The sequence below is a fragment of the Actinomadura madurae genome, from assembly GCF_047130825.1.
Classification (GTDB): domain Bacteria; phylum Actinomycetota; class Actinomycetes; order Streptosporangiales; family Streptosporangiaceae; genus Spirillospora; species Spirillospora madurae.
On sequence record NZ_CP083237.1, the window covers coordinates 9,696,826 to 9,721,557 of the forward strand.

Annotated in this window: 25 protein-coding genes and 1 riboswitch; of the genes, 15 read left to right on the plus strand and 10 right to left on the minus strand. The window is 74.6% G+C overall.

Annotation, left to right across the window (positions count from 1 at the left end):
- Positions 1-10: 10 nt before the first annotated feature.
- From K8Z49_RS45445 to thiI, 6 genes are all read left to right on the plus strand, one after another.
- Positions 11-649: a response regulator gene (locus tag K8Z49_RS45445; protein WP_081842893.1), complete on the plus strand. Its 639-nt coding sequence runs from the start codon at positions 11-13 to the stop codon at positions 647-649.
- A 72-nt stretch (positions 650-721) separates the two neighbouring features.
- Positions 722-1,708 (plus strand): TIGR04222 domain-containing membrane protein, encoded by a 987-nt coding sequence (locus K8Z49_RS45450; RefSeq protein ID WP_024936415.1) that lies wholly within the window; start codon positions 722-724, stop codon positions 1,706-1,708.
- On the plus strand, positions 1,695-2,522 hold the full coding sequence (locus K8Z49_RS45455; protein ID WP_412517011.1) for a DUF692 domain-containing protein: 828 nt from the start codon (positions 1,695-1,697) through the stop codon (positions 2,520-2,522). The genes K8Z49_RS45450 and K8Z49_RS45455 overlap by 14 nt, the downstream gene beginning before the upstream one ends.
- Positions 2,519-2,968 (plus strand): hypothetical protein, encoded by a 450-nt coding sequence (locus K8Z49_RS45460; RefSeq protein WP_412517012.1) that lies wholly within the window; start codon positions 2,519-2,521, stop codon positions 2,966-2,968. Before K8Z49_RS45455 ends, K8Z49_RS45460 begins: the two co-directional genes overlap by 4 nt.
- Positions 2,969-3,139: 171 nt before the next feature.
- Positions 3,140-4,165, plus strand: coding sequence for a 6-phosphofructokinase (locus K8Z49_RS45465; RefSeq protein WP_412517013.1), 1,026 nt, complete (start codon positions 3,140-3,142; stop codon positions 4,163-4,165).
- A 118-nt stretch (positions 4,166-4,283) separates the two neighbouring features.
- On the plus strand, positions 4,284-5,516 hold the full coding sequence (gene thiI / locus K8Z49_RS45470) for a tRNA uracil 4-sulfurtransferase ThiI (protein ID WP_412517014.1): 1,233 nt from the start codon (positions 4,284-4,286) through the stop codon (positions 5,514-5,516).
- 209 nt (positions 5,517-5,725) lie between these two features.
- On the opposite strand, the gene K8Z49_RS45475 is transcribed toward thiI, so the two are convergent.
- The 3 genes from K8Z49_RS45475 to aroF form a co-directional block, all read right to left on the minus strand.
- Positions 5,726-6,625: a DUF5954 family protein gene (locus K8Z49_RS45475; RefSeq protein ID WP_412517015.1), complete on the minus strand. Its 900-nt coding sequence runs from the start codon at positions 6,623-6,625 to the stop codon at positions 5,726-5,728.
- A gap of 40 nt (positions 6,626-6,665) precedes the next feature.
- A complete protein-coding gene (locus K8Z49_RS45480; protein ID WP_412517016.1) occupies positions 6,666-7,628 on the minus strand; it encodes a DMT family transporter in 963 nt (320 codons plus the stop codon).
- A gap of 194 nt (positions 7,629-7,822) precedes the next feature.
- Positions 7,823-8,869 (minus strand): 3-deoxy-7-phosphoheptulonate synthase, encoded by a 1,047-nt coding sequence (gene aroF, locus K8Z49_RS45485; RefSeq protein WP_021599990.1) that lies wholly within the window; start codon positions 8,867-8,869, stop codon positions 7,823-7,825.
- Positions 8,870-9,125: 256 nt separating this feature from the next.
- Between aroF and K8Z49_RS45490 the strand changes: the two genes are divergently transcribed.
- The 5 genes from K8Z49_RS45490 (at position 9,126) to K8Z49_RS45510 (ending at position 14,144) form a co-directional block, all read left to right on the plus strand.
- Positions 9,126-9,749 carry a sulfite oxidase-like oxidoreductase gene (locus tag K8Z49_RS45490; protein ID WP_021599989.1) on the plus strand — a complete coding sequence of 208 codons (624 nt, stop codon included), beginning with the start codon at positions 9,126-9,128 and terminating at the stop codon, positions 9,747-9,749.
- Positions 9,750-9,847: 98 nt separating this feature from the next.
- Positions 9,848-11,158: a sensor histidine kinase gene (locus K8Z49_RS45495; RefSeq protein WP_412517017.1), complete on the plus strand. Its 1,311-nt coding sequence runs from the start codon at positions 9,848-9,850 to the stop codon at positions 11,156-11,158.
- A gap of 76 nt (positions 11,159-11,234) precedes the next feature.
- Positions 11,235-12,032: a LytR/AlgR family response regulator transcription factor gene (locus K8Z49_RS45500; protein WP_021597170.1), complete on the plus strand. Its 798-nt coding sequence runs from the start codon at positions 11,235-11,237 to the stop codon at positions 12,030-12,032.
- Positions 12,022-12,438: a hypothetical protein gene (locus K8Z49_RS45505; RefSeq protein WP_412517018.1), complete on the plus strand. Its 417-nt coding sequence runs from the start codon at positions 12,022-12,024 to the stop codon at positions 12,436-12,438. Before K8Z49_RS45500 ends, K8Z49_RS45505 begins: the two co-directional genes overlap by 11 nt.
- Positions 12,435-14,144 carry a cation acetate symporter gene (locus K8Z49_RS45510; protein ID WP_412517019.1) on the plus strand — a complete coding sequence of 570 codons (1,710 nt, stop codon included), beginning with the start codon at positions 12,435-12,437 and terminating at the stop codon, positions 14,142-14,144. Before K8Z49_RS45505 ends, K8Z49_RS45510 begins: the two co-directional genes overlap by 4 nt.
- Positions 14,145-14,926: 782 nt before the next feature.
- Here the strand turns inward: K8Z49_RS45510 and K8Z49_RS45515 are convergent.
- The 6 genes from K8Z49_RS45515 to thiO all read right to left on the minus strand — a co-directional run bounded on the left by K8Z49_RS45515 (position 14,927) and on the right by thiO (position 20,963).
- Positions 14,927-15,775 carry a deoxyribonuclease IV gene (locus K8Z49_RS45515; RefSeq protein WP_412517020.1) on the minus strand — a complete coding sequence of 283 codons (849 nt, stop codon included), beginning with the start codon at positions 15,773-15,775 and terminating at the stop codon, positions 14,927-14,929.
- A 20-nt stretch (positions 15,776-15,795) separates the two neighbouring features.
- The gene (gene pknB, locus K8Z49_RS45520; protein WP_412517021.1) at positions 15,796-17,709 is read right to left on the minus strand and encodes a Stk1 family PASTA domain-containing Ser/Thr kinase; all 1,914 of its coding nucleotides are present in this window, start codon (positions 17,707-17,709) and stop codon (positions 15,796-15,798) included.
- Positions 17,710-17,745: 36 nt separating this feature from the next.
- Positions 17,746-18,714: a DMT family transporter gene (locus K8Z49_RS45525; protein ID WP_111833067.1), complete on the minus strand. Its 969-nt coding sequence runs from the start codon at positions 18,712-18,714 to the stop codon at positions 17,746-17,748.
- 145 nt (positions 18,715-18,859) lie between these two features.
- Positions 18,860-19,639: a thiazole synthase gene (locus K8Z49_RS45530; RefSeq protein ID WP_021597176.1), complete on the minus strand. Its 780-nt coding sequence runs from the start codon at positions 19,637-19,639 to the stop codon at positions 18,860-18,862.
- A 2-nt stretch (positions 19,640-19,641) separates the two neighbouring features.
- Complete coding sequence (thiS, locus tag K8Z49_RS45535) at positions 19,642-19,842, minus strand: sulfur carrier protein ThiS (protein ID WP_021597177.1); 201 nt, start codon at positions 19,840-19,842, stop codon at positions 19,642-19,644.
- The gene (gene thiO / locus K8Z49_RS45540; protein ID WP_412517022.1) at positions 19,839-20,963 is read right to left on the minus strand and encodes a glycine oxidase ThiO; all 1,125 of its coding nucleotides are present in this window, start codon (positions 20,961-20,963) and stop codon (positions 19,839-19,841) included. The genes thiS and thiO overlap by 4 nt, the downstream gene beginning before the upstream one ends.
- A riboswitch (TPP riboswitch) is annotated at positions 20,953-21,065 on the minus strand. It overlaps the preceding gene by 11 nt.
- 93 nt (positions 21,066-21,158) lie before the next feature.
- Between thiO and K8Z49_RS45545 the strand changes: the two genes are divergently transcribed.
- The 4 genes from K8Z49_RS45545 to K8Z49_RS45560 all read left to right on the plus strand — a co-directional run bounded on the left by K8Z49_RS45545 (position 21,159) and on the right by K8Z49_RS45560 (position 23,863).
- A complete protein-coding gene (locus tag K8Z49_RS45545) occupies positions 21,159-22,376 on the plus strand; it encodes an NAD(P)/FAD-dependent oxidoreductase (RefSeq protein ID WP_412517023.1) in 1,218 nt (405 codons plus the stop codon).
- Between the two features lie 78 nt (positions 22,377-22,454).
- Positions 22,455-22,829 (plus strand): Rv2175c family DNA-binding protein, encoded by a 375-nt coding sequence (locus K8Z49_RS45550; protein ID WP_033333815.1) that lies wholly within the window; start codon positions 22,455-22,457, stop codon positions 22,827-22,829.
- A 120-nt stretch (positions 22,830-22,949) separates the two neighbouring features.
- Positions 22,950-23,618, plus strand: a complete 669-nt coding sequence (gene thiE, locus K8Z49_RS45555; RefSeq protein ID WP_412517024.1) for a thiamine phosphate synthase — start codon at positions 22,950-22,952, stop codon at positions 23,616-23,618.
- Between the two features lie 86 nt (positions 23,619-23,704).
- A complete protein-coding gene (locus tag K8Z49_RS45560; protein ID WP_177287611.1) occupies positions 23,705-23,863 on the plus strand; it encodes a hypothetical protein in 159 nt (52 codons plus the stop codon).
- A gap of 7 nt (positions 23,864-23,870) precedes the next feature.
- On the opposite strand, the gene K8Z49_RS45565 is transcribed toward K8Z49_RS45560, so the two are convergent.
- On the minus strand, positions 23,871-24,674 hold the full coding sequence (locus K8Z49_RS45565) for a protein kinase domain-containing protein (protein WP_024936409.1): 804 nt from the start codon (positions 24,672-24,674) through the stop codon (positions 23,871-23,873).
- Positions 24,675-24,732 lie beyond the last annotated feature (58 nt).

Below are 24,732 nucleotides of genomic sequence, written 5' to 3' on the forward strand. Positions count from 1 at the left end.
CCTCCGGGTCATGGTCGTGGACGACCATCCGATGTGGCGCGAGGCGGTGGCCCGCGACCTCGCCGAGGCCGGTCACGAGGTGGTCGCGGCGGTCGGGGAGGGCCGCGCCGCCGTCCGCGTCTCCGCCGCCGCGCGCCCGCAGGTCGCCGTCGTCGACCTGCAGCTCCCCGACATCGGCGGGGTCGAGGTGACCCGCCGCCTCGCCGCGGCCGACCCGCCCGTCCGGGTGCTGGTGCTGTCGGCTAGCGGCGAGCAGCAGGACGTCCTGGAGGCGGTCAAGGCGGGCGCCACCGGCTACCTGCTCAAGTCCGCCGCCCGCGAGGAGTTCCTGGACGCCGTCCGGCGGACCGGCGAGGGCGACGCCGTCTTCACCCCCGGGCTCGCCGGGCTCGTCCTCGGCGAGTACCGCCGCCTCGCCGCCGCGCCCGCCCGCGAGGACGACGACGCGCCCCGGCTGACCGAGCGCGAGACCGAGGTGCTGCGGCTCGTCGCGAAGGGCCTGACGTACAAGCAGATCGCGCAGCGCCTCGTCCTGTCCCACCGGACGGTGCAGAACCACGTGCAGAACACCCTCGGCAAGCTCCAGCTCCACAACCGGGTCGAACTCGTCCGCTACGCCATCGAGAAGGGCCTGGACGAGGAGGAGTAGCGGGCCGGGATGAACCTGCGCGGCGGCGCGGGCGTCTGATCATGCGAACGTGCGTCGGAACGGGAGCACGCCATGATGGACGAGATCTGGGGGCTTGGCCTGGGGTTCCTCGCGGCTCACATCCTGGTCGGCCTCGTGCTGCTGGCGGTCCTGCGGAGGATGCGGGCCGAGCTGATCCAAGGCGGGCCTCCGAGCCGGGAGCTGCACCCCTACGAGGTCGCCTACCTGCACGGCGGCGGGCGGCACGCGATCGCCGCGTCGGTGACGGCGCTGCGGCTCGACCGCGCGGTCGACGCCTACGCCGACGGCGGGCTGGTGGCGACCGCGCCGGTCGGCGACGGCCCGCGCGCCGCGGGCAAGCCGCTGGACGCGGCGGTCTACGCGGCGATCGTCGGCGGCGGCTCCACGCTCGCCGGGCTCACCGCGGACGCCGGCGTCCGCGCCGCGCTCGACCAGCTCCGGGACGGGCTGGTCGCGCAGGGCATGGTGGTCCCGGAGGGCGCGCGGCGCCGGCTGCGGATCTTCCCGCCGGTCCTCTACGGATGGGTTCTGGTCGGTTTCGGGAGCTTCGTCATGACCGACGTGTTCGGCGGGTTCCCGGGCGTCCTGCTCCCCATCGCGGCGCTGCTCGGTCTCGCCATCGCGGGGGGCGTCATGCTCGGCTCCGGCGACGAGCGGACGGAGGAGGGGGCGCGGGCCGTCGAACGCGTCAAGGAGTCCAACCCGCACCTCGACCCGGCGATCACGCCGGTGTACGCCGGGATCGCCGCGCCGGCGGTGCTGATGGGCGTCGCGCTGTTCGGCACGGCCGCGCTGATGGCGTTCGACCCGATGTTCGCGCAGAGCGCCGGGCTGGGCCGGTACCTGGAGCTGACCGGCGTCGCGGCCACCTCGGGCGGGTACGCGGGCTCGTCCTGCTCGTCCACCGCCTCGGTGTGCTCGTCGTCGTCCTGCGGCGGTGGCGGCTCGTGCGGCGGCGGGAGCTGCGGCGGTGGCGGCGGCGGGAGCTGCGGTGGCGGCGGCGGAGGAGGGGGAGGAGGCTGCGGTGGCGGCGGCTGACCTGCCGGACCTCGGCGTCGGGATCGGGTGGCGGCCGGAGATCGCCGGGTTCGTCGGCGCGCTGCCCGGGCTGCGCTTCACCGAGGTGATCGCCGAGTCCGTGCACCCGGCGCATCCGGCGCCCGACCTGCTCGCGCTGCGCGACCGCGGGGTGAGAGTCGTCCCGCACGGGGTGAAGCTGTCGCTGGGCGGCGCCGAGCCGGTCGCCGCCGAGCGGGTCGCGCACCTGGCCGCCTGCGCGGAGGCGCTCGGCGCCCCGCTGGTCAGCGAGCACATCGCGTTCGTGCGGGCCGGCGGCATCGAGGCCGGGCACCTGCTGCCGGTGCCGCGCACCCGGGCCGCGCTCGACGCGCTCACCGCCAACATCCGCCGGACGCAGGCCGAGCTGCCCGTCCCGCTGGCCGTCGAGCCCATCGCCACGCTCTTCGACTGGCCGGACGCCGAGTACACCGAGGGCGACTTCCTTACCGAGCTGCTGGACCGCACCGGTGCCCTCCTCCTGCTGGACATCGCCAACGTGTACGCCAACGCGCGCAACCGCGGCGAGGACCCCGCCGCCCTCCTCGACCGGCTGCCCCTCGACCGCATCGCGTACTGCCACGTCGCGGGCGGGTCGGAGGAGGGCGGGCGCTACCACGACACGCACGCCGCCGCCGTCCCGCCGGAGGTGCTGGACCTGATCGGCGAGCTGTGCGCCCGGCACCGCCCGCCCGGCTTCCTGCTGGAGCGCGACGGCCGCTACCCGCCCGCCGGTGAGCTCCAGGCCGAACTGGACGCCATCGCCGCCGCCTCCGGGGCGCGGCCGGTCACATGAGCGGTTTCGACGCGGACCTGGCGGCGGCGCAGGAGGCGCTCGTGCGGGCGATGACGGCCGGCGGGCCCATGCCGGCCGGGTTCGACGCCGGGGCGGTCCGGGCCGCCGCGCACGGGATCCTGCTCAAGCGCGCGGGGGAGGCGGCCCGCGCCTGGCCCGCGCTGGCGGGCTCGTACGGGACGTCCTGGAAGGCCGTCTTCGCCCGCTGGGCGGCCGAGCGGCCCACCCGGGGGTCCTTCCGGGACGGCTTCGACTTCGCGCGGTCGCACCGCGACGATCTCTCCGAGGACGCGGCGCGGGAACTGACTCTCGCCGAGGCCCGCTGGTCGTACGACGGCGCGTCCCCGCCGCGGCCGCGCCGGCTCGCCGTCCGGCGGGTCGGCGGGGGAGTGGCGGTGCAGTTCCGCCGACGGGTCCGGACGTTCCGCGACGGCTCGCGGGGCTGACCTCGGGCCGTGCGGCCGAAGGGTGTGCCGGCGGCCCCGCGGACGGGCTATGGTCTAGACCAATGGCGGCGCGCCGGGGACACCCGGCGAAAGCCCGCGCCGCCGCATGCCGGCGGCTAGTCTGAGCATGTCGATCGAGGGAGGAGAGCGGTGTCTGGAGAAGGTGGCGGCATGCGCGTCGGAGTGCTGACCGGTGGCGGCGACTGCCCCGGGCTGAACGCGGTGATCCGCGCGGTCGTCCGGAAGGGCGTGCAGGAGTACGGCTTCGAGTTCGTCGGCTTCCGGGCCGGCTGGCGCGGCCCCCTCGAAGGCGACACCGTGGCCCTCGACGTCCAGGCCGTGCGCGGGATCCTGCCGCGCGGCGGGACGATCCTCGGCTCGTCCCGGACCAACCCGGTCAAGGTCGAGGGCGGCATCGAGCGGATCAAGGACAACCTCGCCGGGCTCGGCGTGGACGCGCTGATCGCCATCGGCGGCGAGGACACCCTCGGCGTCGCGCGCGAGTTGTACGCCAACGGCGTCAACGTCGTCGGCGTCCCCAAGACGATCGACAACGACCTGAACGCGACCGACTACACCTTCGGGTTCGACACCGCGGTGAACATCGGCATGGAGGCCGTCGACCGGCTGCACACCACCGCCGAGAGCCACCACCGCGCGCTGATCTGCGAGGTCATGGGCCGGCACGCGGGCTGGATCGCGCTGCACGTCGGGATGGCCGCCGGCGCCAACGTCATCCTGATCCCCGAGCGGCCCTTCGACATCGAGAAGGTCTGCCAGTACGTGGAGAGCCGGTTCAAGACCCGGTACGCGCCGATCATCGTGGTGTCCGAGGGCGCCCACCCGATCGACGGGCAGATGCAGCTGCAGACCGGCGAGCGCGACGCGTTCGGGCACGTCCGGCTCGGCGGCATCGGCCAGGCCCTCGCCGACGAGATCGAGAAGCGCACCGGCAAGGAGGCCCGCGCCACCGTGCTCGGGCACATCCAGCGCGGCGGCACGCCCACCGCGTTCGACCGCGTCCTCGCCACCCGCTTCGGCCTCCAGGCCATCGACGCGGTCAAGGACGGCGACCACGGCAAGATGGTCTCGCTGCAGGGCACCGACATCGTCCGCGTCGGGCTGGACCAGGCGACCAAGGAGCTGAAGACCGTCCCGCTGGAGCGCTACTCCGAGTCCGAGGTCTTCTTCGGCTGACCGCGGCCCTCCTGGCGGGAATGCCGCGCCTCGCGCGCGCCGTTACCCGTTCGCGGTGTCGGCCTTTTTGGGCGACACTGGCTTCGACCCCGACTTGTTCCCGCCAGGAGGACCACGCATGACCACGCTCGACACCGCGCCGGCGGACGTCCGGGAGCAGTCGCCCGTGGACGGCGAGCCGTGTGTGCTGCTCAAGCTCGGTGAGGTCGTCCTCAAGGGCAAGAACCGCGAGCAGTTCGAACGCCGCCTCGCCGACAACGTGCGCAACGCCGTCCGCCCCATCGCCCGCGTCGACGTCGTCCGCCGCCACGGCGTGTTCATCGTCCGCAAGCACGACGCCGACCTGGCCACCATGGAGCGGGTCGCGCAGCGGATCACCGACGTCATGGGCATCGTCTGGGCGCACCGCGCCTGGCGGGTCGGCAAGGACCTCGCCAGCGTCGAGCGCGCCGCCCTGGAGCTGATGGACGGCCGGACCGGGACGTTCGCCGTCCGGTCCCGCCGCCGCGACAAGCGCTTCCCGATGACCTCCACCGAGCTGGACCGGCACGTCGGCGCGCTCGTCGCCGCCCGTTACGGCCAGCCCGTCCAGCTCAAGGACCCCGAGCACACCCTGTCGATCGAGGTCGACCGGGACGAGGTGTTCGTCTACTCCGGCGGCCTGCCTGGCCAGGGCGGCCTGCCGGTCGGGATGAGCGGCCGCGCCCTCGTGCTGATGTCCGGCGGCATCGACTCGCCCGTCGCCGCGTACCGGATGATGCGGCGCGGCCTGCGCGTGGACTACCTGCACTTCTCCGGCATGCCCTTCACCGGCCCCGAGTCGATCTACAAGGCGTACGCGCTCGTCCGCGAGCTGGACAAGTTCCAGGGCGGGTCGCGGCTGTTCGTCGTGCCGTTCGGCAAGGCGCAGCAGCAGATCAAGTCGTCCGGCGCCGACCGGCTCGCGGTGATCGCCCAGCGCCGGCTGATGCTGCGCACCGGCGAGGTCCTCGCCCGCCGCCTGCGCGGCTCCGCGCTGATCACCGGCGACGCGCTCGGCCAGGTGTCCAGCCAGACCCTCGCCAACATCACCGCGCTGGACGACGCCGTCGAGCTGCCCATCCTGCGCCCGCTCGTCGGCATGGACAAGATCGAGATCATGGACCAGGCCCGCCGCATCCGCACCCTGTCGATCTCCGAGCTGCCCGACGAGGACTGCTGCACCATCCTCGCGCCCCGCCGCGCCGAGACCCGCGCCAAGATCGACGACCTGCACCGCATCGAGAAGCGCCTCGACGTCGGCGAACTCGCCGACCAGCTCGCCGAGTCCGTCCAGGAGCACCGCCCCGCCTACACCGACCAACCCGCCTGAACACACCCGCTCAGCGATTCATTGTGGGGGTCGACCCCCACACCCCCTGGGGAAGAGCGGCCCGCTGAGCGGCGGGCTCCGCTTCGCTGGCGCTTGGCTCCGCCCGTCGCTCAGCGATTCGTTGTGGGGGGCGACCCCCCACACCCCCCGGGAAAAGCGCCCGCTGAGCGGCGGGCTCCGCTTCGCTGGCGCTCCGCTCCGCCCGACGCTCAGCGGGCGTCGAAGTCCGATGGGCGCGGGGGTTCGGGGCCGTCCGGGCCCATCAGGGTGATGCGCTCGATGCGGACGATGCGGAAGCGGCGGCCCGCGACGGCGATGCCGTTGCGGCGGGTCTCGGCCTCCATCAGCTCCGCCGCCTCCGCGAAGCGTTCGAGGTCCGTCGCGGCGGGGCTCTCCACCGCCGGGACCACGTGCCGGAAGTAGGTGACCAGCGAGTCGCGGGCCTGCTGCGGCGCGTCGTACAGCCGGCCCACGGGGCGCCAGCGCTTCTCGCCGCGCTCGGCGACCGTGAAGACCGGCGCCAGCGCGACCGGGGTGAGGAAGGCGCCGGGCGGCTCGGCGCCCCCGGCGGCGGCCGTGTCCAGCACCCGGTGGAGCAGCTCGGCCGCCGCGCCGCCGGCCGCCGGGCCGTCGTCGGGCAGCAGGTCGTACGGGCGGCCGAGCGGGACGCGGCGGGCGGGCAGCGGGTCCAGGTCCGTCGGCCGGGGCGGCTCCGGCCCGTCCGGGCCGGTGCGGACCAGCTGCTCGATCCGCACGATCCGGAACCGCCGCGCGCCCGCGACGACCTCGTCGGACGGTGCGCGCTGCAGCGTCCGGGCCGCGTCGAGCAGGACGCGCGCCTCGGCGCCGCCGCACAGCGCGGCGAGGTCCTCCAGATGGACGGCGAGCAGTTCCCGCGCGCCCTGCGGCAGCGGGTCGCACGGGCACACGATCTGCCAGCCGCCGGGGACGCGCTCGGCGGCCGTGAACAGCGCGCCCACCACCACCGGCTCCGGGTAGGCGGACGCGGCGCGGCACGCGTCCGCCAGCATCACGGCGGCGACCGGGTCGACGCCGTCCAGATCCTCCGGGAACAGCCGCCCCCCGGCGTCACCATCGCCCGTTGTCATGCCGGCCATCATCCTCGCCGCGCCCGGCCCGGCCAATGGTTCAGACCAATTCGTTACCGCCGCGTTTTCCGGTGGTACGCCGCCGGACGGGCGCGACGAGGACCACCAGGCTCACCGCCAGCAGCACGAGACCGGCCAGCGCCGCGCCGCCGAGCCGCTCGTCCAGCACGGCGGTGCCGAGCACCGCGGCCACCGCCGGCTCCGCCAGGGTCAGCGTCGTCGCCGTGGTGGCGGGGGTCGTGCGCAGGCCCCGGGCGAACAGCAGGTAGCCGCCGCCCGTCGTGACGACGCCGAGGTAGAGCGCGATGAGCGCGCCCGTCCCCGTCGCCAGCCAGCTCGTCGAGCCGGCCAGCAGCACCCCGAAGAGCGGGACCGCCGCGGTGCCGAACAGGGCACCGGCGACGGCCCGGTCCTCCTCGCCCCGGGTGATGAGGACGGACGCCACCGTCGCGTACACCGCGTACGACAGCCCGGACAGCAGGGCCAGCGCGATGCCGAGCGGCTCGGCGCCCGCGTCCCGGCCGCCGCCCACGAGCAGGGCGCACCCCGCGACGGCGCCGACGGTCGCGAGCATCCAGCGGCCCGTCGGCGCGGACCGCCGGACGACCAGCCCGATCAGGCCGGCGAAGACGGGCGCGCCGCCGATCGTGACGACGGTGCCGACCGCCACGCCGGTCCGCCCCGCGGCGACGAAGAAGGCCGTCTGGTACACGCTGATCGCGACCGCGCCCAGCCCGATGAGCGGCAGGTTGCGGCGCTCGCGCAGCAGCCGGCGCAGCCCGGCGCCGCGGCGCGTGGACGCGGCGAGGCCGAGCAGCAGCAGGCCGCCGACGACGATGCGGATCGCCGCGATCGAGTACGGAGACGCGCCGTCGGCGAAGGTGCGGACGGTCCCGGTCGTCCCCCACAGGGACGCCGCCAGCAGGACGTCGGCGCCGCCGCGCCGGTTACGGGAGGAAGCGTGCTTTTCGGTCGCACGCCGAAGAGACGTGTGCTGTGACACGGAGAAGGCTCCTGAGCTCGAATCGGAAGGGGGCTCCGGATCCGGGGCGCAGGACGACGCGGCCGGGCGCGCGGATCGGCGCCGGGCCGTGCCGGTCGTCAGCGGAGTTGCGGTCGCCGCGCCCCGTCAGGAGCGCGGCGGCCCGCAATCAGGTGCCCAGTAAGCCATGGAAGGGACGATACCGCGGCGGCGGATCAGGCGGGGACGGCGTCCGGGTCCTGGGCCTGGGTGAGAGTGCGGCCGACGAGCGGGGGCAGGTCGCGGACCACCTTGGCCAGCTCGCGCAGATCACCGTCCACCAGCGCCTGCGGCCCGTCGCACAGCGCGGTCTCCGGGTGCGGGTGCACGTCGATGATCACGCCGTCGGCGCCGACCGCGATCGCGGCGCGGGTCAGCGGCAGGACGAGGTCGCGGCTGCCGCCCGAGTGGGACGGGTCCACGATGACCGGCAGGTGGGAGAGGCGCTGCGCCACCGGCACCGCGGAGATGTCCAGGGTGTTGCGGGTCGCCCGCTCGAACGTGCGGATGCCCCGCTCGCACAGCACGATGTCGAGGTTGCCCCGCTGCGCGACGTACTCGGCGGCCATCAGCCACTCCTCGATCGTCCCGCTCATCCCGCGCTTCAGCATGACCGGCTTGCCGGACTCGCCCGCGGCCTGCAGCAGCGCGAAGTTCTGCGCGTTGCGGGTGCCGATCTGCAGCATGTCCGCGTAGGACGCGACGAGCTCGACGTCGGCGGCGTCCACGACCTCGGTGACGATCGGCATGCCGGTCTCCGCGCGGACGTCCGCGAGGATGCGCAGCCCGGCCTCGCCGAGCCCCTGGAACGCGTACGGCGACGTCCGCGGCTTGAACGCGCCGCCGCGCAGCAGCGTCGCGCCCGCGGCCTGCGCCATCTGCGCGGCGCCGAGGGTCTGCTCGGGGGTCTCCACCGCGCACGGGCCGGCGATCAGCGTCATGGTTCCGGGGCCGATCGGCACGCCGCCGACCCGGACGACCGAGCGCTCGGCGTGGTTCTCGCGGCTCACCAGCTTGTGCGGCGCCGAGATGCGGATGACGTCGCTGACGCCCCGCATCCCGCGCAGGTTCAGCGAGCCGAACTGCTGGACGTCGCCGACCAGCCCGACGATGGTCCGTTCCACCCCGCGGCTGACGAAGGCGTCGCCTCCCGCCGTCTCGACCAGTGAGACGACGGCCTTGATATCCGCTTCGCTGGCCTCCGGGGCCATGACGACGACCATGGGTGTGCTGCCTCTCCTCTACGCCCGGGAACCCGGCTCCGCCCCTGGGACGACGAAAGCCCCGGGCCGGCCGGCCCGGGGCTTTCGCCTGTGGTCTGTCAGCGCAGCGTCTGGCAGACCAGCCGTCCGGGCTGGTCGAACCAAAACAGATACACGACGTTGCGCACGGGTTCAGCGTAGCCGATCGCCGGGACGGGGGCCCGCACGGACCCCCGGATATGGCTCAGCTCACTCCGGATGGCAGGATGGCCGCGTCATGACCAACCCCGAACAGCCCGCACCGCGGCCGCGCGATCTGCCGCCCGGCCAGTACGTCCCCCGGGGCTGGCCCGTCCTGCACTACGGCCCAGTGCCGAAGTTCCGTCCCAACGACTGGGACTTCCGGGTCTTCGGCGCGACCGAGTCGGGGGAGCAGCACCGCTGGAGCTGGGACGAGTTCGACGCCCTGCCGAGGGAGCGGTCGGTCGCCGACTTCCACTGCGTCACCAAGTTCACGATCCCGGACAACGAGTGGGAGGGCGTCCCGGGCACGGCGTTCGTGGAGCTGGCACCGCCCGCGCCGGACGTCACGCACGTGATGGTCTGGGCCGAGTACGGCTACAGCGCCAACATCCGGATGAGCGACTTCCTCGCCGACGGGACGATGTTCGCCACCCACCGCGACGGCGAGCGCCTCAGCCCCGACCACGGCTTCCCCGTCCGCATCGTCGTCCCGCACCTGTACGCGTGGAAGAGCGTGAAATGGGTCCGCGGCGTCGAGTATTTGGTGAAGGACCGGCGCGGCTTCTGGGAGGAGCGCGGCTACCACAACGTCGCCGACCCGTGGTACGAGCAGCGCTACTCCTACCAGGAGGACGAGGGCGAGTCGCCCCCGCTGTGACGGAGGGCCCGCCCGGGCGCGGCCGTGGCCGATCCGAGACCTTCGTAAATGGGCAACGACCGCTCCTGGACGGGCGGCAGCCGTTACCGTACGTTGCCATGGTCATACCGTCCGTCGCGGACGCCGTCGCGAGCGCCACGGCCGCCGGTGCCGCCGGGGTCGGGGCGCTGCGCCGCCGGCTCCCCCCGCCGCGCCGCGCGCACGCCGATCCGGGCGAGGCGGCGGCGTTCGCCGCGCTCCACCTGGTGGCGCGCGCCGCCCCGTCCCTGCGCGCCGGGCTGACGGAGGACGCGGCGCGCCCGGCGGCCCGGCGGCTCCGCGCGCTGCTCGGCGCCGAGGCGGTCGCGCTCGTCGCGGTGCGCCCCCCGGCCGGCCCGGACGGCGGCGCCGGCCCCGGCGAGGGCGCGGGACGGGACGCGCCCCGGCTGCTGGCCTGGGACGGCGCGGGCCGCGGCGCCCACGCCCCCGACGCCGTCGGGCACGTCCTGCCCGTCCTCGCGTCGGCGCGGCCCCGCGTCATCGCGCCCGAGGTGCTCGCCTGTGGTTCCGCGGGGTGCCGCGTCCGGGCGGCGATGGTCGCCCCGCTCACCGTCGAGGGACGCGTCGAGGGGGCGCTCGCCGCCTATTGGGAGGGCCCGTCGGCGGCGCGCGTCCGCGCGGTCGGCGAGGCCGCCCGCCTCGTCACCGGGCAGCTGGAGCTGGCCGGGCTCGACTCCGCCCGGGTCCGGCTCGCCGAGGCCGAGCGGCGGGCGCTGCGCGCCCAGATCTCCCCGCACTTCGTCTACAACTCGCTGACCACGATCGCCTCGTTCGTCCGCACCGACCCGGACCGGGCCCGCGGGCTGCTGCTCGACTTCGCCGACTTCGCCCGCTACTCCTTCCGCAACCCCCGCGACTTCACCACCCTCGCCGACGAGCTGCGCTCCCTCGACCGCTACCTGCTGCTGGAGCGGGCCAGGTTCGGCGACCGGCTGCGCTGCCGGGTCGAGATCGCGCCGGAGGTGCTGCCGGTCGCCGTCCCGTTCCTCGCCCTCCAGCCGCTCGTGGAGAACGCCATCCGGCACGGCATGGCGGGGGAGCGCGAGGCGTTCCACATCTCGATCGTGGCGCGCGACTCGGGCGCCGAGGCCGCGATCAGCGTCGAGGACGACGGGGTCGGCATGGACCCCGAGCGGCTCCAGGAGATCCTCTCCGCGCCGCTCGGCCGCCCCGGCCCGACCGGCTGGGGCAGCGTGGTGACCCGGGCCCGGCAGGACGGCGGCCCCGGCATAGGGCTCGCGAACGTCGACGAGCGCATGCGCCAGGTCTACGGCGACGAGTACGGGCTCACCGTCGAGACCGCTCTCGGTGCGGGGACCAAGGTCAATCTGCGCGTCCCGAAGTATCGTCCCGGCGTGTTTCCGGAATGACGCCCCGCCGCCGGGGGCGGTACTCACTTCATGGAATCGATTGCGGACAGACGGTAATCGCGGCAAAGTCACCCCCATGCTTCACGTCCTCGCGGTCGACGATGAACGCCCCGCCCTGGAGGAGCTGACGTACCTGCTCCGCAGGGACTCTCGGATCGGGCGGGTCACTGGCGCGGGGGACGCCTCGTCCGCGCTGCGCGACCTGAGCCGCATGCTCGTGGAGGGAGAGCACCTCGACGCCGTGTTCCTGGACATCCGCATGCCGGGCCTCGACGGGCTCGACTTCACCCGGCTCCTGACCGGCTTCGCCGAGCCGCCGCACGTGGTGTTCGTGACCGCGCACGACGACTGCGCCGTCACCGCCTACGAGCTGGGCGCGCTCGACTACCTGCTGAAGCCCGTCCGGCCGGAGCGGCTCGCCGAGTCGGTCCGCCGGGTGGCGGCGGCCGCGCACCGCCCGGCCCCGCCCGCCGAGGAGGCCGCCCCCGACCCCGCCGACGAGATGATCCCCGTCGAGCTCGGCGGGCGGACCCGGCTCGTCTCCCGCCGGACGGTCACGCACGTCGAGGCGCAGGGCGACTACGTCCGCCTGCACACCGCCGACGGCGGCTACCTCGTCCGGATGCCGCTGTCGGTGCTGACCAAGCGGTGGGAGGGCGCCGGGTTCATCCGCATCCACCGCAGCACCCTGGTCGCGTCCGCGCACATCACCGAGCTGCGCTTCGACGGGGGCCGCGCGGCCGTCCAGATCGGGGACGAGCTGCTGCAGGTCAGCCGCCGCCACACCCGCGAGGTGCGCGACCTGCTGGTCCGCCGGTTCCACCAGCCGGGCGAGGACGGCGCGCTCCCGGGGGAGGCCGGCGATGGGCGATGAGCGCCGCGCCGTGACCGCCGGGACGGCGTCCGGCGGCGCACCGCCGGAAGCTCCGGCGACCGCTCCGGAGCCGTCCGGGGCCGACCCGGGCGACCCGTCCCATCCCGGCCGGCCGTGCGCGCCGCCCGGTCCGCGGACCGGGGAGGCGGAGGCGCGCGCCCTGATCCGCGCCCAGCTGCGGATCGCCCTCGGCACCGGCGCGTTCGTCATGGCCGTGGTGACGGGGCTGCCCGCGCTGCTGGCGCTCGTCCCGGCGGTCGCGCGGGCGCGCGTGGGCGGCGTCCCGCTGTCCTGCGCCGTCCTGGCGCTCGGCATCCAGCCGGTCTGGATCGCGGTGGCGTTCCACCAGCTGAGACGGGCCGAACGCGCCGAGCGCGAGCTCACCGGGACGGCGGGACCGCGGTGACCGCGGCGGCCGCGGCGGCGGCGCTCACCGCCCTGCTGGGCATGACCGCCGTCCTCGGCGCGCACGCCCGCCGCTCGGCCTGCGCCACGTCCGACCTGCGGGTCGCCTCGCGGGGCGTCAGCCCCTGGTGGAACGCCTCCGCGGTCGGCGGCGAGTACATCTCCGCCGCCGCGTTCCTCGGCACCGCGGGGCTGGTGCTCGCCTACGGGGCCGACATGCTGTGGCTCCCGGTCGCGGCGACCGCCGGGTACGTCCTGCTCCTGGCGTTCGTGACGGCGCCGCTGCGCCGGTCCGGCGCCTACACCGTCTCCGACTTCGCCGAATGGCGGCTCGGCTCCCCGGCCGTGCGGCGCATCGTCACCTGCTGCGTCTGCTGCATCGGCTGGTTCTACCTCCTGCCGCAGTTCCAGGGGGCGGGCGTCACCCTGCGCGTGCTGACCGGCGCCCCGGTCTGGGCCGGCTGGGCCGTCGTGGTCGCGGTCACGTTCCTGCTCGTCGGCTCCGGCGGCGGGATGCGGAGCATCACCTCCGTCCAGGCCGTCCAGTTCTGGGTGAAGCTGGCCGCCGTCGCGGTGTCCGCGGCGGCGCTGCTCGGCGCCTGGCACCTGCACGGCGCCCCCACCCCCCTCGGCGACGGCCCGCCGCGGTTCGACCGGACGACGCGCGTCCACGTGCGCACCGACGTCGCGGTGACCGTCCCCGTGCCGGTCACCGTCACCGCGCGGGGCGGGCTGGACGGCCTCCGCCGCCATGGCGAGCCCGTGACCCTCACCGAGGGCCGGCACACCATCGGCAGGGAGACCGAGGTGATCTTTCCCGAGGGCGCGGCCGTGCCCCATGCCGAACGCCTGCCCCTGCAAGCCGACGACGCGTGGGCGACACCGTTCGGCCGCGACGAGGACCACGAGCTGTTCGGCACCTACTCGGCGCTCCTCGGCGTCCTTCTCGGCACCATGGGGCTGCCCCACGTCCTGATGCGCTTCTACACCAACGGCTGCGGGAGCGCCGCGCGCCGCACGGCCGCCCTCATCCCGGTCCTCCTCGCGCTGTTCTACGTCTTCCCCACCGTCTACGCGGCACTGGGACGCGTCTACGCGCCCGAGCTGCTGATGACCGGCGACACCGACGCGACCGTCCTGCTCCTCCCGCAGCGGATGACGCCCGGACCGGCCGGCGCCCTGCTCACCGGCCTCATCACGGCCGGCGCCTTCGCCGCGTTCATCTCCACGTCCTGCGGGCTCGCCGTCGCCATCGCCGGGACGATCGCGCAGGGCGTCCGCCGCGGCGGGATCACCGCCTTCCGCGCCGGCGTCGTCCTCGCGCTCGGCGCACCGCTCGTCCTGCTGCCGAGGATCGGCCCGCAGAGCGCCGCCGGCCTCGTCACCACCGCGCTCTGCGTCTCGGCGTGCACGCTGTGCCCGCTGCTCGTCCTCGGCATCTGGTGGCGCGGCCTCACCGCCGCCGGGGCCGCCGCCGGACTCGTCCTCGGCGCCGGCGCCGCCGTCACCGCGGGCATCGTCCGCCTGCTGCACGGCGCCGGCACGGGCTGGACGGCGGCCCTCGTCACCGCGCCCGCCCTGATCGTCGTCCCGGCCGCCTTCACCGCCATGGTCGCGGTGTCCCTGCTGACCCGCCACCGCGTCCCCCGCGGCGCCGACCGCGCCCTGAGAAAGCTGCACCTCCCCGAGGACGCGCCCGCGCACTGAAGCACGGCGGCCGCTCGTCCCCGCGAACCGACCGCTCATCGCGTGACTACGCTACGCATGTCTATGACTACGCACCGTTTACCGAGCCTTGTGCTTCTCGGGGGTCCAACCGTGGCATCACACCTCTAGTGTTCTCAATGACACACCGCTCCGGAGGGGCGGGCGGCCCCCGGCCGCGAACCCTCCCACAAGAGCAAATCCGGAGATCCGGTTCACCCGGATCGTGAGTCGCGGGATCCCGTACCGGGGGGGTGGGATCCGGCGGCCTGTGGCTCGGGCGTCGCTGAACAGTCGGGGGGTTGTCCAGCGGCGCCCGAGCTCGTATTTATTGCTTTTTTCTCCTCCTTCGGGCGCTGGGCGCCCTCCATCGTCGATAAAAGCGGGCGATCGCTGGCATCGCTCCGGCTCGCCTTGCGGCTCGCTGCGCGATCAGTTTCTTGCTTCGCTCGAAACTGCCTTCGGACGCGATCGCGGCCCCCAGGTTGTCGCGTGGTTGCGGTGGGGGCTGGGGGCGGTGCAGTAGTGGGTGCTGGTGGTTCCGCGGGTGCGGGTTATCCGATCGCTTCGGCTCGCCTTGCGGCTCGCTGCGCGATCGGGTCTCGCTTTGCTCGCCCATGGCTTCGGGCGCGATCGCAACCTCTGAGGTTGTTGAGTGGGCGCGGTCGGCGTGGCGGGGGGCGGGGTGGTCCGGATCGCTTGGCTCGCCCCTTGCGGCTAGACCAGGGGACCGGGGGCTCAGGGTAGCCGCTCTGGCCCTGGCACTTGTGCCTGGGGATGGTGGGTCAGGTGTCGCGTAGGTGTTTCAGGGTTTTTATGTCTTTCGCGTGGGGGGTGGGGGCTCGGCCCGGGGTTTCGATGAGGAAGGGGAGGCCTGCCGCGGCGGGGTGGCGGAAGAGGTCGGCGAAAGGCGGTTCGCCCATCTGGCCGGCGCCGATGTTCTCGTGGCGGTCCCGGCCGGAGGCGCAGGGGTCCTTGCTGTCGTTGGCGTGGATCAGTTTGAGGCGGCCCTCGCCCACGGTGGCCACGAGGGCGTCGAGGGTGTCCTTGACGCCGCCGGGGGCGGCCAGGTCGTGGCCCGCGGCGAAGGCGTGGCAGGTGTCGAAGCAGACGCCCAGCTTCGGGTGGTGTTCGAGCTTCTCGAAGAAGGGGCCGAGGTCCTGGACCTTGGCGCAGAGCATGTTGTTCTGGCCCGCCATGGGCTCCAGGAGGAGGTCGGGGCCGTCCTCGGGGATCTCTTCGAGGAGGGGGAGGACGTGCTCGTGGATCTGCGCCATGGCCGCGTCGTAGGTCTGGGTCACCGCGGAACCGGTGTGGACGACGACGCCGCGGGCGCCGATGGCGCGGCCCCGGGTGAGGGAATGGCGGACCGTGGCGAGGGACTTGGCCAGCGTCTCGGGCGTGGGGGAGCCGAAGTTCACCAGGTACGGGGCGTGGACGTAGACGGGGACGTCCTGCTCCAGGAGCTTCGCGTCCTCGGCGGGCTTGCCCTCGGGGAGGGCCCAGCCGCGCGGGTTGGCGACGAAGACCTGGATCGCCTCGGCGCCGATCTCGGCGGCGTACTTCAGGCCGCCGGTGGCGAGGCCGCCGGCCACGGGAACGTGCGCCCCGACGGGGCTCTTCGGTGAGGTCATGGCCGGTTCAGCCTAGCCGGTCACGGGCCCCGGACGATCGTGACGGTGGAGCCGCGCGGGGCCTCGCCGCTGTTCGGGGACTGGAACCGGACCCTGTCGCCGCCGAAGCCCGTCACGTTGACCCGGAAGCCGGAGTCCTCCAGGGCGCGCCTCGCGTCGTCCACGCCGCGGCCGGTCATGTCCGGGACGGGGACCTTCTTCTCTTCGCCGTCGTCGCAGCCGAACTGGAAGGGGCCCGCGTCGACGATGCAGTCGCGCTTGTTGACGACGATGGTGACGTCGTCGCCGCGGGAGACGCCGGTCCCCTCGGCGGGGGCCTGCTCGATCACCGTGTTCGGCTCCTTGCCGTCCACCTGCCTCTTCTTGACGGTGACGTCCAGGCCCATCGAGCGCAGCTGGTTGGCGGCGGCGTCGCCGTTCTCGCCGACGAGGTCGGGCATCGACATCCCGCTGGAGATGACGACGGCGACCGGGTCGTCGGGGGAGCGCTTCTCGCCGGCGTCGGGGTCGGTGCCGATGACCCTGTCCTTGGCGACCGTCTGCGAGGGGCTGTTGCTCGTCCGGCCGACCTTGAAGCCCTTGTCCTCCAGGGTCTGCGTGGCCTCCGGGAGGGTCTTGCCCCGGACGTCGGGCACCTCGATCGGCGTGATGCCCTTCGAGGGCGTCAGCGTGACCGGCTCGCCCTTGGCGATGCGGGAGCCCGCGGGCGGGTCGGACTTGGCGACGCCGCCCTTGTGGACGCGGTCGTCGTAGACCGCCTTGGCGGTCCGCACCTCCAGGCCGGAGGACTCCAGCTGGTCGCGGGCGTCGGCGAGCTTCATCCCGATGATCGACGACGGGACGTGCTCGTACTGGCCGGACGTCTGGTACCAGACCGCCCAGCCGAGGATCACCGCGGCGAGCGTGCCGATGGCGACCAGGACGTACCGGCCGGTCAGCACCCCGATGGCGCGGTCGGTGCGGGTGCGCCGGGGTGTCTCGGCCGGCATCGTGGTCGCGTCGAGGACGGCGGTGCGCCCCTGGGGCGGCGCCTCGAACACGCTGGTGGGGTTGCGCGAGGCCTCCTCGACGCGGCGGTCGAAGTCGCGGGGCAGGCCGCCGAACACCTCGGCGACCTCGGCGTGGTACTGGTTCGCGTCGTGCGGGCGGCGCGCCGGGTCGTGGCTCGTCGCGTCGGTGACCAGGGCGTCCACCTGCGGGGGCAGGGCCGGGACGAGGCTGGACGGCGGCGGGACGGTCTCGTTCACGTGCTTGTAGGCGACGGCGAGCGGCGTGTCGCCCTGGTGGGGGAGGTGCCCGGTGATCAGCTCGAACAGCATGATCCCGGCCGCGTACACGTCGGAGCGGACGTCGGCGTTGCCCGCCAGCACCTGCTCGGGGGCCAGGTAGCCGACCGTACCGATGATCATGCCGGTCTTGGTCATCTTGCTCGCGGTCTCGGCCCGGGCGAGGCCGAAGTCGGCGACCTTGACCTGGCCGTCCTCGGTGATCAGCACGTTCTCCGGCTTGACGTCGCGGTGCACGAGCCCGGCGCGGTGCGCGGCGCCGAGGGCGGCCAGCACCGGCATCATGATCTCCAGCGCGGCGCGCGGCCCGAGCCGGCCGAGCGAGTTCAGCGCGTCGCGGAGCGTGTGGCCCGGGACGTACTCCATGACCAGGAAGGTGTGCTCGCCGTCGGTGCGCTGGTCGTAGACCGCGACGACGTTCGGGTGGGACAGCGCCGCGGCGGCCTTGGCCTCGCCGATGAAGCGGGCGACGAAGTCCTCGTCGGAGGCGAGCCCGGCGTGCATCACCTTGATCGCGACGACCCGGTCGAGCCGGATGTCGCGGGCCACGTAGACCGTGGCCATGCCGCCGCGCGCGATGCGGGACTCAATGCGGTAGCGCCCGTCGAGCACGCGCCCGACGAGTGGATCGGCAACCGTCGCGTCCATCGGTGCGAGTTTACGGCCGAACCGGCGAGGTTCTCATCACTCGCGAGTATGAGCATCGATGAGCCCCGGGGGGGATTTCGCCGGGACGGCCGGTTCCGGAGTGACGGGCGGGACGCGGCGGCGGAGGGAGCGGGTGCTGCGGGAGACGCCCACGCCGGCGAGGCACAGGACGCCTCCGGCCAGCGTGATCAGGCCGGGGACCTCGCCGAGGAACAGCCACGACATCGCGACGACGAGGGCGGGGGCGGCGTAGGTGGTGGCCCCCATCTTCCCCGCGGACGTGCGGGCCAGCGCGTATCCCCAGGTCGTGAACGCGATCGCGGTCGGGAAGACGCCCAGGTAGACCATGTTGAGGGTGGCGCCGGCCGGGGCGCGCGCGGCCTCGGAGACCAGCTGCCCGGAGAACGGCAGGCAGGCCAGCGCGCCGATCGCGCATGCGAACGCGGTGAACTGCAGCGCCGAGGCGTGCCGCAGCGCGGGCTTCTGGCTCACGACGCCCGCCGCGTAGGTGACGGCCGCGAACAGGCACAGCAGTACCCCGCCGACGGAGGCGCGTCCCTCGCCGGACATCGACAGCCCGACCACGGCGGCGCCGGCGAAGGAGACGGCCATGCCGGCCAGCAGCCGGGGAGGAAGGCCCTCCTTCAGCAGCCAGCCGCCGAGAAGCGCGATGAGGATCGGCCCGATGTTGACGACGAGGGCGGCGGTCCCCGCGTCCACCAGCTGCTCGCCCCAGTTCAGGGCGACCATGTAGGCGCCGAACCACAGGACGCCCGCCGTGACGATGCCGGGCCAGGCGCCCCTGGGCGGCAGTCCCTCGCGCCGGACGAGCAGGAGCGCGCCGAGCACGACCGTCCCGGAGAGGAGCCGGCCGAGGGCGAGGGCGCCCGGGCTGTACTCGGCGCCCGCGCTGCGGATCGCGACGAAGGCCGACGCCCAGAACACCACCGTGATCGTGGCGGCCGCCATGGCGCGCTTGTCGACGCGTCCGCTGTCCTGCTGCATGTCTCGCACCTTAGGTTCGGGTCGTTTCCATGAACACCGAAGCGACCTGCCGGGTTGCGGCAGGGCCGCCGGTGGACCGGCCCAGTCTCACGGCGCGGAGTGTTCAGGTCCAGCGAATACTTCTACAGGGGAACCTTTAGCGTCGCTACGAGGTGGAGAGGCCCTCGAAGGGGGAGGACGCCTGCGCGTAGCGGCGCTTCGGGATCCGCCCGGCCAGGCGGGCGAGGCGCCCGGCCTCCACCGCGTGCCGCATCGCGGCGGCCATCCGGTCCGGGTGCCGCGCGCGGGTCACGGCCGTCGCGAGGAGCACCGCGTCGCAGCCGAGCTCCATGGCCAGGGCGGCGTCGGAGGCGGTGCCGAGCCCCGCGTCCAGGATCACCGGCACGCCCGCCCGCTCGACGATCAGCTCGATGTTGTGCGGGTTGCGGATGCCGAGGCCGGAGCCGATGGGGGAGCCGAGCGGCATCACCGCGGCGCAGCCGATCCGCTCCAGGCGCTGCGCGAGGACCGGGTCGTCATTGGTGTACGGCAGCACGGTGAACCCGTCGGCGACGAGCTGCTCTGCGGCCTCCACCAGCTCGATCGGGTCGGGCAGCAGCGTGTGCTCGTCCGCGATCACTTCGAGCTTGACCCAGGCCGTGCCGAGTGCCTCGCGGGCGAGCTTGGCCGTCAGGACGGCCTCCCCGGCGGTGAAGCAGCCCGCCGTGTTCGGCAGCACCCGGATGCCGCAGTCGTTCAGCACGTCCAGCACCGAGCCGCGCGCGGACGGGTCCACCCGCCGCATCGCGACCGTGGTCAGCTCCGTCCCGGACGCGGTGAGCGCCTCCCGCAGCACCCGCATGCTGGGCACGCCCCCGGTGCCCATGATCAGCCGGGAGCCGAGCTCGGTGCCCGCGATGACGAGCGGGTCGGTGGTCGTCGCCATGGTCAGCCTCCCTGCACGGCGGTCAGTACTTCGAGGCGGTCGGATTCGCGCAGCGCGGTCGCCTCCCATTCCGCCCGCCGGACGACCTCGTCGTTCAGCGCCGCCGCCACGCCGGACGCGGCGGCGGTGACGGTCGCGACGACCTCGGCCACGCTCGCGCCGTCGGGCAGCTCGCGCGGCTCACCGTTGACGATCACCTTCATGCGGTCACCTCGGGGGAGAAGCGGTCGGGGGCGAACGGCCCGGCGAGCTCGGGGACGGGCCGGTCCAGCAGCATCGCGGACAGGATGTCGGCGCTCACCGGGGTGAGCAGGACGCCGTTGCGGAAGTGCCCCGTCCCCACGAAGAGGCCGGGCAGCGCGGTCGGGCCCATCACGGGCGCGTTGTCGGGGGAGCCGGGGCGCAGCCCGGCCGAGACCTCGGCGAACTCCAGCTCGGTGACGCCGGGCAGCAGCTCGCGGGCGTCCCGCAACAGCTCCCAGAGCCCGCCGGCGGTGACGCGGGTGTCGAAGCCCAGCTCCTCCTGCGTCGCGCCGAGGACGACCTCGCCGTCGGCGCGCGGGACGAGGTACACCGACGAGCCCTTCACGAGCCCGCGGGTGGACCGGCGGAGGAAGGGCGTGCGGCCGCGGAGCCGGATCACCTGCCCCTTCACCGGGCGGACGGGTGGAACGGTCCCGGGGGGCAGGCCGCCGAGGCCGTCCGACCACGGGCCGGCGGCCAGCAGCACCCGGTCCGCGCGGAGGACCGTTCCGTCGTCCAGCCGCACCCCGGTCGCCGCGTCGCGCTCGGTCACGATCCCGGTCGCCCGCCGGCGGACGAGCCGGACGCCCAGTCGCTCGCCCGCGGCCAGCAGCGCCGGGGTGAGGCGGCGCGGGTCGATCGAGCCGTCCTCGGGGGCGAGCAGCCCGCCGCGCACGCCGGGCGCGAGCATCGGCTCGGCCCGCCGGCACTCCCGGCCGGACAGGGTCTCGACGGGGATCCCGAGGCTCTCCTGGAAGCGCCGCAGGTCGTCGAGGTAGGCCAGGTCGTCGGGGCCGAACGCGACCTCGATAATCCCGTCGGTGCGGTAGCCGGTCTCCAGGCCCGTCTGCTCCTCCAGCTCGGCGACGAACGCGCCGTACCGGTCGCGGGACGCGAGGCCGAGGCGCAGCAGCGGCTCCTCGCCGTAGGTCAGCTCGCTGACCGGGGTGAGCATGCCGGCGGCCACGGACGAGGCGCCTCCGGCGGGCTCGGGGTCGACCAGGGTGACGGCGGCGCCGCTGGCGGCCCGCCAGGCCGTGGCGAGACCGATGACCCCGGCGCCGATGATGACGATCTGCATGCGCGCTCCCTTCGCCGGCATGATCCGGATCAGGTCTGGCGGTCGGCGGCCCGTTCAGCCGCCCTCTCAGCCCGGTCGTACCGGACTCCCGCGCTCTGTGCTCTTTGTCCGCCTCCTACCTTACGACCTTGTCGCCGTGCGCCTTCGCCTGGACAGGTGTCCACCCGGAATCCGGCGCCGGTTAGGGTTGCCTTCATGCAGAGGGTCATCGTCGTGGGTGGCGGGCTGGCCGGCGTGCGCGCCGTGGAGGCCATGAGGAGCAGGGGGTACGAGGGCGCGCTCACGCTCGTCTCGGCGGAGCGGCACCGTCCCTACGACCGGCCGCCGCTGTCGAAGGCCGTCCTCGCGGGCGACTCCGACGACACGACGGTCGACGCCGACTGGGACGCGCTGCGCTGCGAGCTGCTGCTCGGCGAGCGCGCCACCGGCCTGCGGCTGGACGCGCCCGGACGCGGCGGCGTCGTCGCGTCCACGGCGGGCGACCTGCCCTTCGACGGCCTGGTGATCGCGACCGGGGCGGCCCCGATCACGCTGCCGGGCGACGGCCGCCAGCACGTCCTGCGCACCATCGAGGACGCCCGCGACCTGCGGGCCCGGCTCGTCCCCGGCGCCCGGATCGTGATCGTCGGGGCGGGCTGGATCGGGGCGGAGGTCGCCACGACCGCGGCGAAGAAGGGCTGCCGGGTCACGGTCGTCGAAGCGGCCGACACCCCGCTCGCCAACGCCATCGGGCCCGAGGTCGGCGCGCTGACCGCCCCCTGGTACGCCGAGGCCGGCGTCGAGCTGCGCACCGGCGTCAAGGTCGCGGAGGTCCGGGAGGGCGGGCTCGCCCTCGCCGGCGGCGGCCGGATCGACGCGGACGAGGTGGTCGTCGGCGTCGGCGTCCGGCCCGTCCTGGACTGGCTGGAGGGCTCCGGCCTGCTGCTGGAGCGCGGCGTGGTCACCGACGGCTCGTTCCGCGCCTGCACGGGCGAGGAGGACCCCGGCTCCCCGCGCCCGGACGTCGTGGCCGCCGGCGACTGCGCGGCCTGGTGGTCGCGGCGGTACGGGCGGCGGCTCCTCGTCGAGCACTGGGACACCGCCCTCAACGCCCCCGACGTGGCCGCCGCGGCCCTCCTCGGCCAGGACGCCGTCTACGACGCCGCCCCGTACTTCTGGTCGGAGCAGTTCGGCCGGATGGTCCAGTACGCGGGCAGCCACGCCGTGTCCGAGCGGCTCGTCCACCGCGGCGACCCGGCCGGACCGAAATGGGTCGTGGCGTGGCTGACCGGCGACCGCCTCGACGCGATCCTCACCGTCGGCAGGCCCCGCGACCTGGTGCAGGCGAGGCGCGTGATCGCCGCCGGGACGCCGGTGGATCCGGAGGCGATCGCCGACCCGGACGTGCCCGTCAAGCAGGCCGTTCGCGGATAGCGATCGGCGAGGGCACTTAACGGTTGTGCAGGGGGTTTGAGGCTTCCGAAGGCGTGGTAGCAAGGGGGCGTGACGCAGATGCACGCAACCGTTGACAGCGCACTCGACCCCCGGACCGACGCCCTCGCCGGCGAATGGCTCTCCCTGAAGGAGACCGCCGACCGTCTCGGGATCAAGCCCAACCGGATCAAGCAGCTCATCAGCGAGCACCGCCTGCTGGCCGTGCGCCGCGGCGGCGAGCCGATGGTGCCCGCCGCCTTCGTCAAGGACGGCCAGGTCGTCAAGGGACTTCCCGGCACCCTGACGCTGCTGTCGGACGCCGGCTTCGACGACGTCGAGACGATCCGGTGGCTGTTCACCGCCGACGACACCCTGCCGGGGACGCCCGTCGAGGCGTTGACGGAGAACCGGGGTACCGAGGTCCGCCGCCGCGCCCAGGCGCTCGCCTTCTAGGCGGCCGCGGGCCGGGTCCGCCCGGCGGCAACGCACGTGACACCATCGCGGGGTCGCGCGCGCCGGCACCGTGCCGCCGCGCGGCCCCGCGACCGCATGCGAGAAAGGACGTCCGCCGCCGTGTCCAGGCATCTGCCCTCCGCGCGCGCCGTCGAGCTGCGCGAGCGGCTCAGCCGAGCCCGCCTCTACCTCTGCACGGACGCGCGGGAGCGGCACGGCGACCTGCCCGGCTTCCTGGACGCCGTGCTCGGCGCCGGCGTCGACATCGTCCAGCTCCGGCAGAAGGGCCTGGAGGCCCGGCAGGAGATGGCCTACCTGGAGATCTTCCGCGCGGCCTGCGACCGGCACGGGGCGCTGCTGGCGGTCAACGACCGCGCCGACGTGGCGCACGCCGCCCGCGCGGACGTGCTGCACCTCGGCCAGGACGACCTGCCGGTCCCCGCCGCCCACGAGATCATCGGCGGCGACATGCTGATCGGCCGGTCGACGCACTCGCCCGAGCAGGCGTCCGCGGCGGCCGCCGAGCCGGGCGCGGACTACTTCTGCGCGGGCCCGGTGTGGCCCACCCCGACCAAGCCCGGCCGCCCCGCCCCCGGCCCGAAGCTGGTGGAGTACGTCGCCGGGCAGCGGGTCGCGCGGCCCTGGTTCGCGATCGGCGGGATCGACCTCGGCAACCTGGACGAGGTCCTGGCCGCGGGCGCGAGCCGCGTCGTGGTCGTCCGGGCGATCACCGAGGCCGGCGACCCGGGCGCCGCCGCGGCGGAGTTCGCCCGCCGGCTGGCCCGCTGAGCCCGCCGGCGGCCGCCCGGGGGGCGGTCAGGGTTTGACCTGGATCACGGTGCGGCAGCCCGGTCCGATCGCCGACAATGGGGATCATGAACGTGGGACCCGACGACGACCGCCCGGTCGACCTGGACGACGACCTGGAGATCCTGCCGGACCAGACGTCCGACGACACCGACACCGGATGGGGCGAGTGGCGCGCCGGCGACGACGACTCCCGCCTGCTGGAGGACCGGCCGCCGCACTGGTGAGGGCCGCTCAGAACAGCATGCCGAGCGCGAACCCGGCGGCGATGACCGCGCCGAGCGCGACCATCATCCGCCACCGGTAGCGCGGGATCTTCGTGGGGCGCGGCTTCGGCGCCGGGCCCTGGCCCTCCCGCAGCGCCCGGACGACCTGCGGCGCGGTCGGCCGCGCGGCCGGGTTCTTGTCCAGGCAGCGGACGGCGAGGTCGCGCAGCGGGCCGTGCATCTCGCCGAGGTCGGGCCGGCGGGACGTGACGCGCCGCATCACGGCCGTGCTCGGCCCGGTGCCGAACGGCGGCCGGCCCGTCGCGGCGAACACCATCGTCGCGCCCCACGCGAAGACGTCGGCGGGCGGCCCGGCGGGCTCGTCCTCGATCTGCTCGGGCGCCATGTAGGCGGGCGTCCCGGCGGCGTCGGCGAGGCGCCCGGCGCCGAGGTCGACGACCTTGGCGCCGTCCGGGCCGAGCAGGACGTTGGCGGGCTTGAAGTCGTGGTGCACGACCCCCGCGCGGTGCATCGCCGCGAGCGCCGCGGCGGTGCGCGCGGCGACCTTGCGCAGCCGCGGCCCGGAGAGCGGGCCGCGGGCGTCGACCACCTCCTGCAGCCGCGGGCCGTCGGCCTCGCCGCCGGTGAGGTACCGGCTGCTCTGCGCGGGGCGCGGCGGCCCGGCGCGCCCCTGCCCGGAGCGGGCCTGCGAGGGGCGCGGCTTGCCGGGACGCCCGGCGCGGCCGCCGTGGGGCTGGGCCGGGCGCCCGGGCCGGGCGGCGGCGCGTGCGGGATGGACGGTCGTCCTCCCGCGGGAGGTGTCGTGCGGCACTGGGGGACTCCGACTCGGCGGGGACGGACGAAGATTTCCTCATTTGTACCGCGTAACC

Excerpts from the sequence above, each read along its gene's own strand:
- K8Z49_RS45445 (WP_081842893.1), top strand. The coding sequence starts at position 11 with ATGGTCGTGGACGACCATCCGATGTGGCGCGAGGCGGTGGCCCGCGAC.
- K8Z49_RS45450 (WP_024936415.1), top strand. The coding sequence starts at position 722 with ATGATGGACGAGATCTGGGGGCTTGGCCTGGGGTTCCTCGCGGCTCAC.
- K8Z49_RS45460 (WP_412517012.1), top strand. The coding sequence starts at position 2,519 with ATGAGCGGTTTCGACGCGGACCTGGCGGCGGCGCAGGAGGCGCTCGTG.
- K8Z49_RS45465 (WP_412517013.1), top strand. The coding sequence starts at position 3,140 with ATGCGCGTCGGAGTGCTGACCGGTGGCGGCGACTGCCCCGGGCTGAAC.
- thiI (WP_412517014.1), top strand. The coding sequence starts at position 4,284 with ATGACCACGCTCGACACCGCGCCGGCGGACGTCCGGGAGCAGTCGCCC.
- K8Z49_RS45475 (WP_412517015.1), bottom strand. The coding sequence starts at position 6,625 with ATGACAACGGGCGATGGTGACGCCGGGGGGCGGCTGTTCCCGGAGGAT.
- aroF (WP_021599990.1), bottom strand. The coding sequence starts at position 8,869 with ATGGTCGTCGTCATGGCCCCGGAGGCCAGCGAAGCGGATATCAAGGCC.
- K8Z49_RS45490 (WP_021599989.1), top strand. The coding sequence starts at position 9,126 with ATGACCAACCCCGAACAGCCCGCACCGCGGCCGCGCGATCTGCCGCCC.
- K8Z49_RS45495 (WP_412517017.1), top strand. The coding sequence starts at position 9,848 with ATGGTCATACCGTCCGTCGCGGACGCCGTCGCGAGCGCCACGGCCGCC.
- K8Z49_RS45500 (WP_021597170.1), top strand. The coding sequence starts at position 11,235 with ATGCTTCACGTCCTCGCGGTCGACGATGAACGCCCCGCCCTGGAGGAG.
- K8Z49_RS45505 (WP_412517018.1), top strand. The coding sequence starts at position 12,022 with ATGGGCGATGAGCGCCGCGCCGTGACCGCCGGGACGGCGTCCGGCGGC.
- K8Z49_RS45515 (WP_412517020.1), bottom strand. The coding sequence starts at position 15,775 with ATGACCTCACCGAAGAGCCCCGTCGGGGCGCACGTTCCCGTGGCCGGC.
- pknB (WP_412517021.1), bottom strand. The coding sequence starts at position 17,709 with ATGGACGCGACGGTTGCCGATCCACTCGTCGGGCGCGTGCTCGACGGG.
- K8Z49_RS45525 (WP_111833067.1), bottom strand. The coding sequence starts at position 18,714 with ATGCAGCAGGACAGCGGACGCGTCGACAAGCGCGCCATGGCGGCCGCC.
- K8Z49_RS45530 (WP_021597176.1), bottom strand. The coding sequence starts at position 19,639 with ATGGCGACGACCACCGACCCGCTCGTCATCGCGGGCACCGAGCTCGGC.
- thiS (WP_021597177.1), bottom strand. The coding sequence starts at position 19,842 with ATGAAGGTGATCGTCAACGGTGAGCCGCGCGAGCTGCCCGACGGCGCG.
- thiO (WP_412517022.1), bottom strand. The coding sequence starts at position 20,963 with ATGCAGATCGTCATCATCGGCGCCGGGGTCATCGGTCTCGCCACGGCC.
- K8Z49_RS45545 (WP_412517023.1), top strand. The coding sequence starts at position 21,159 with ATGCAGAGGGTCATCGTCGTGGGTGGCGGGCTGGCCGGCGTGCGCGCC.
- K8Z49_RS45550 (WP_033333815.1), top strand. The coding sequence starts at position 22,455 with ATGCACGCAACCGTTGACAGCGCACTCGACCCCCGGACCGACGCCCTC.
- K8Z49_RS45560 (WP_177287611.1), top strand. The coding sequence starts at position 23,705 with ATGAACGTGGGACCCGACGACGACCGCCCGGTCGACCTGGACGACGAC.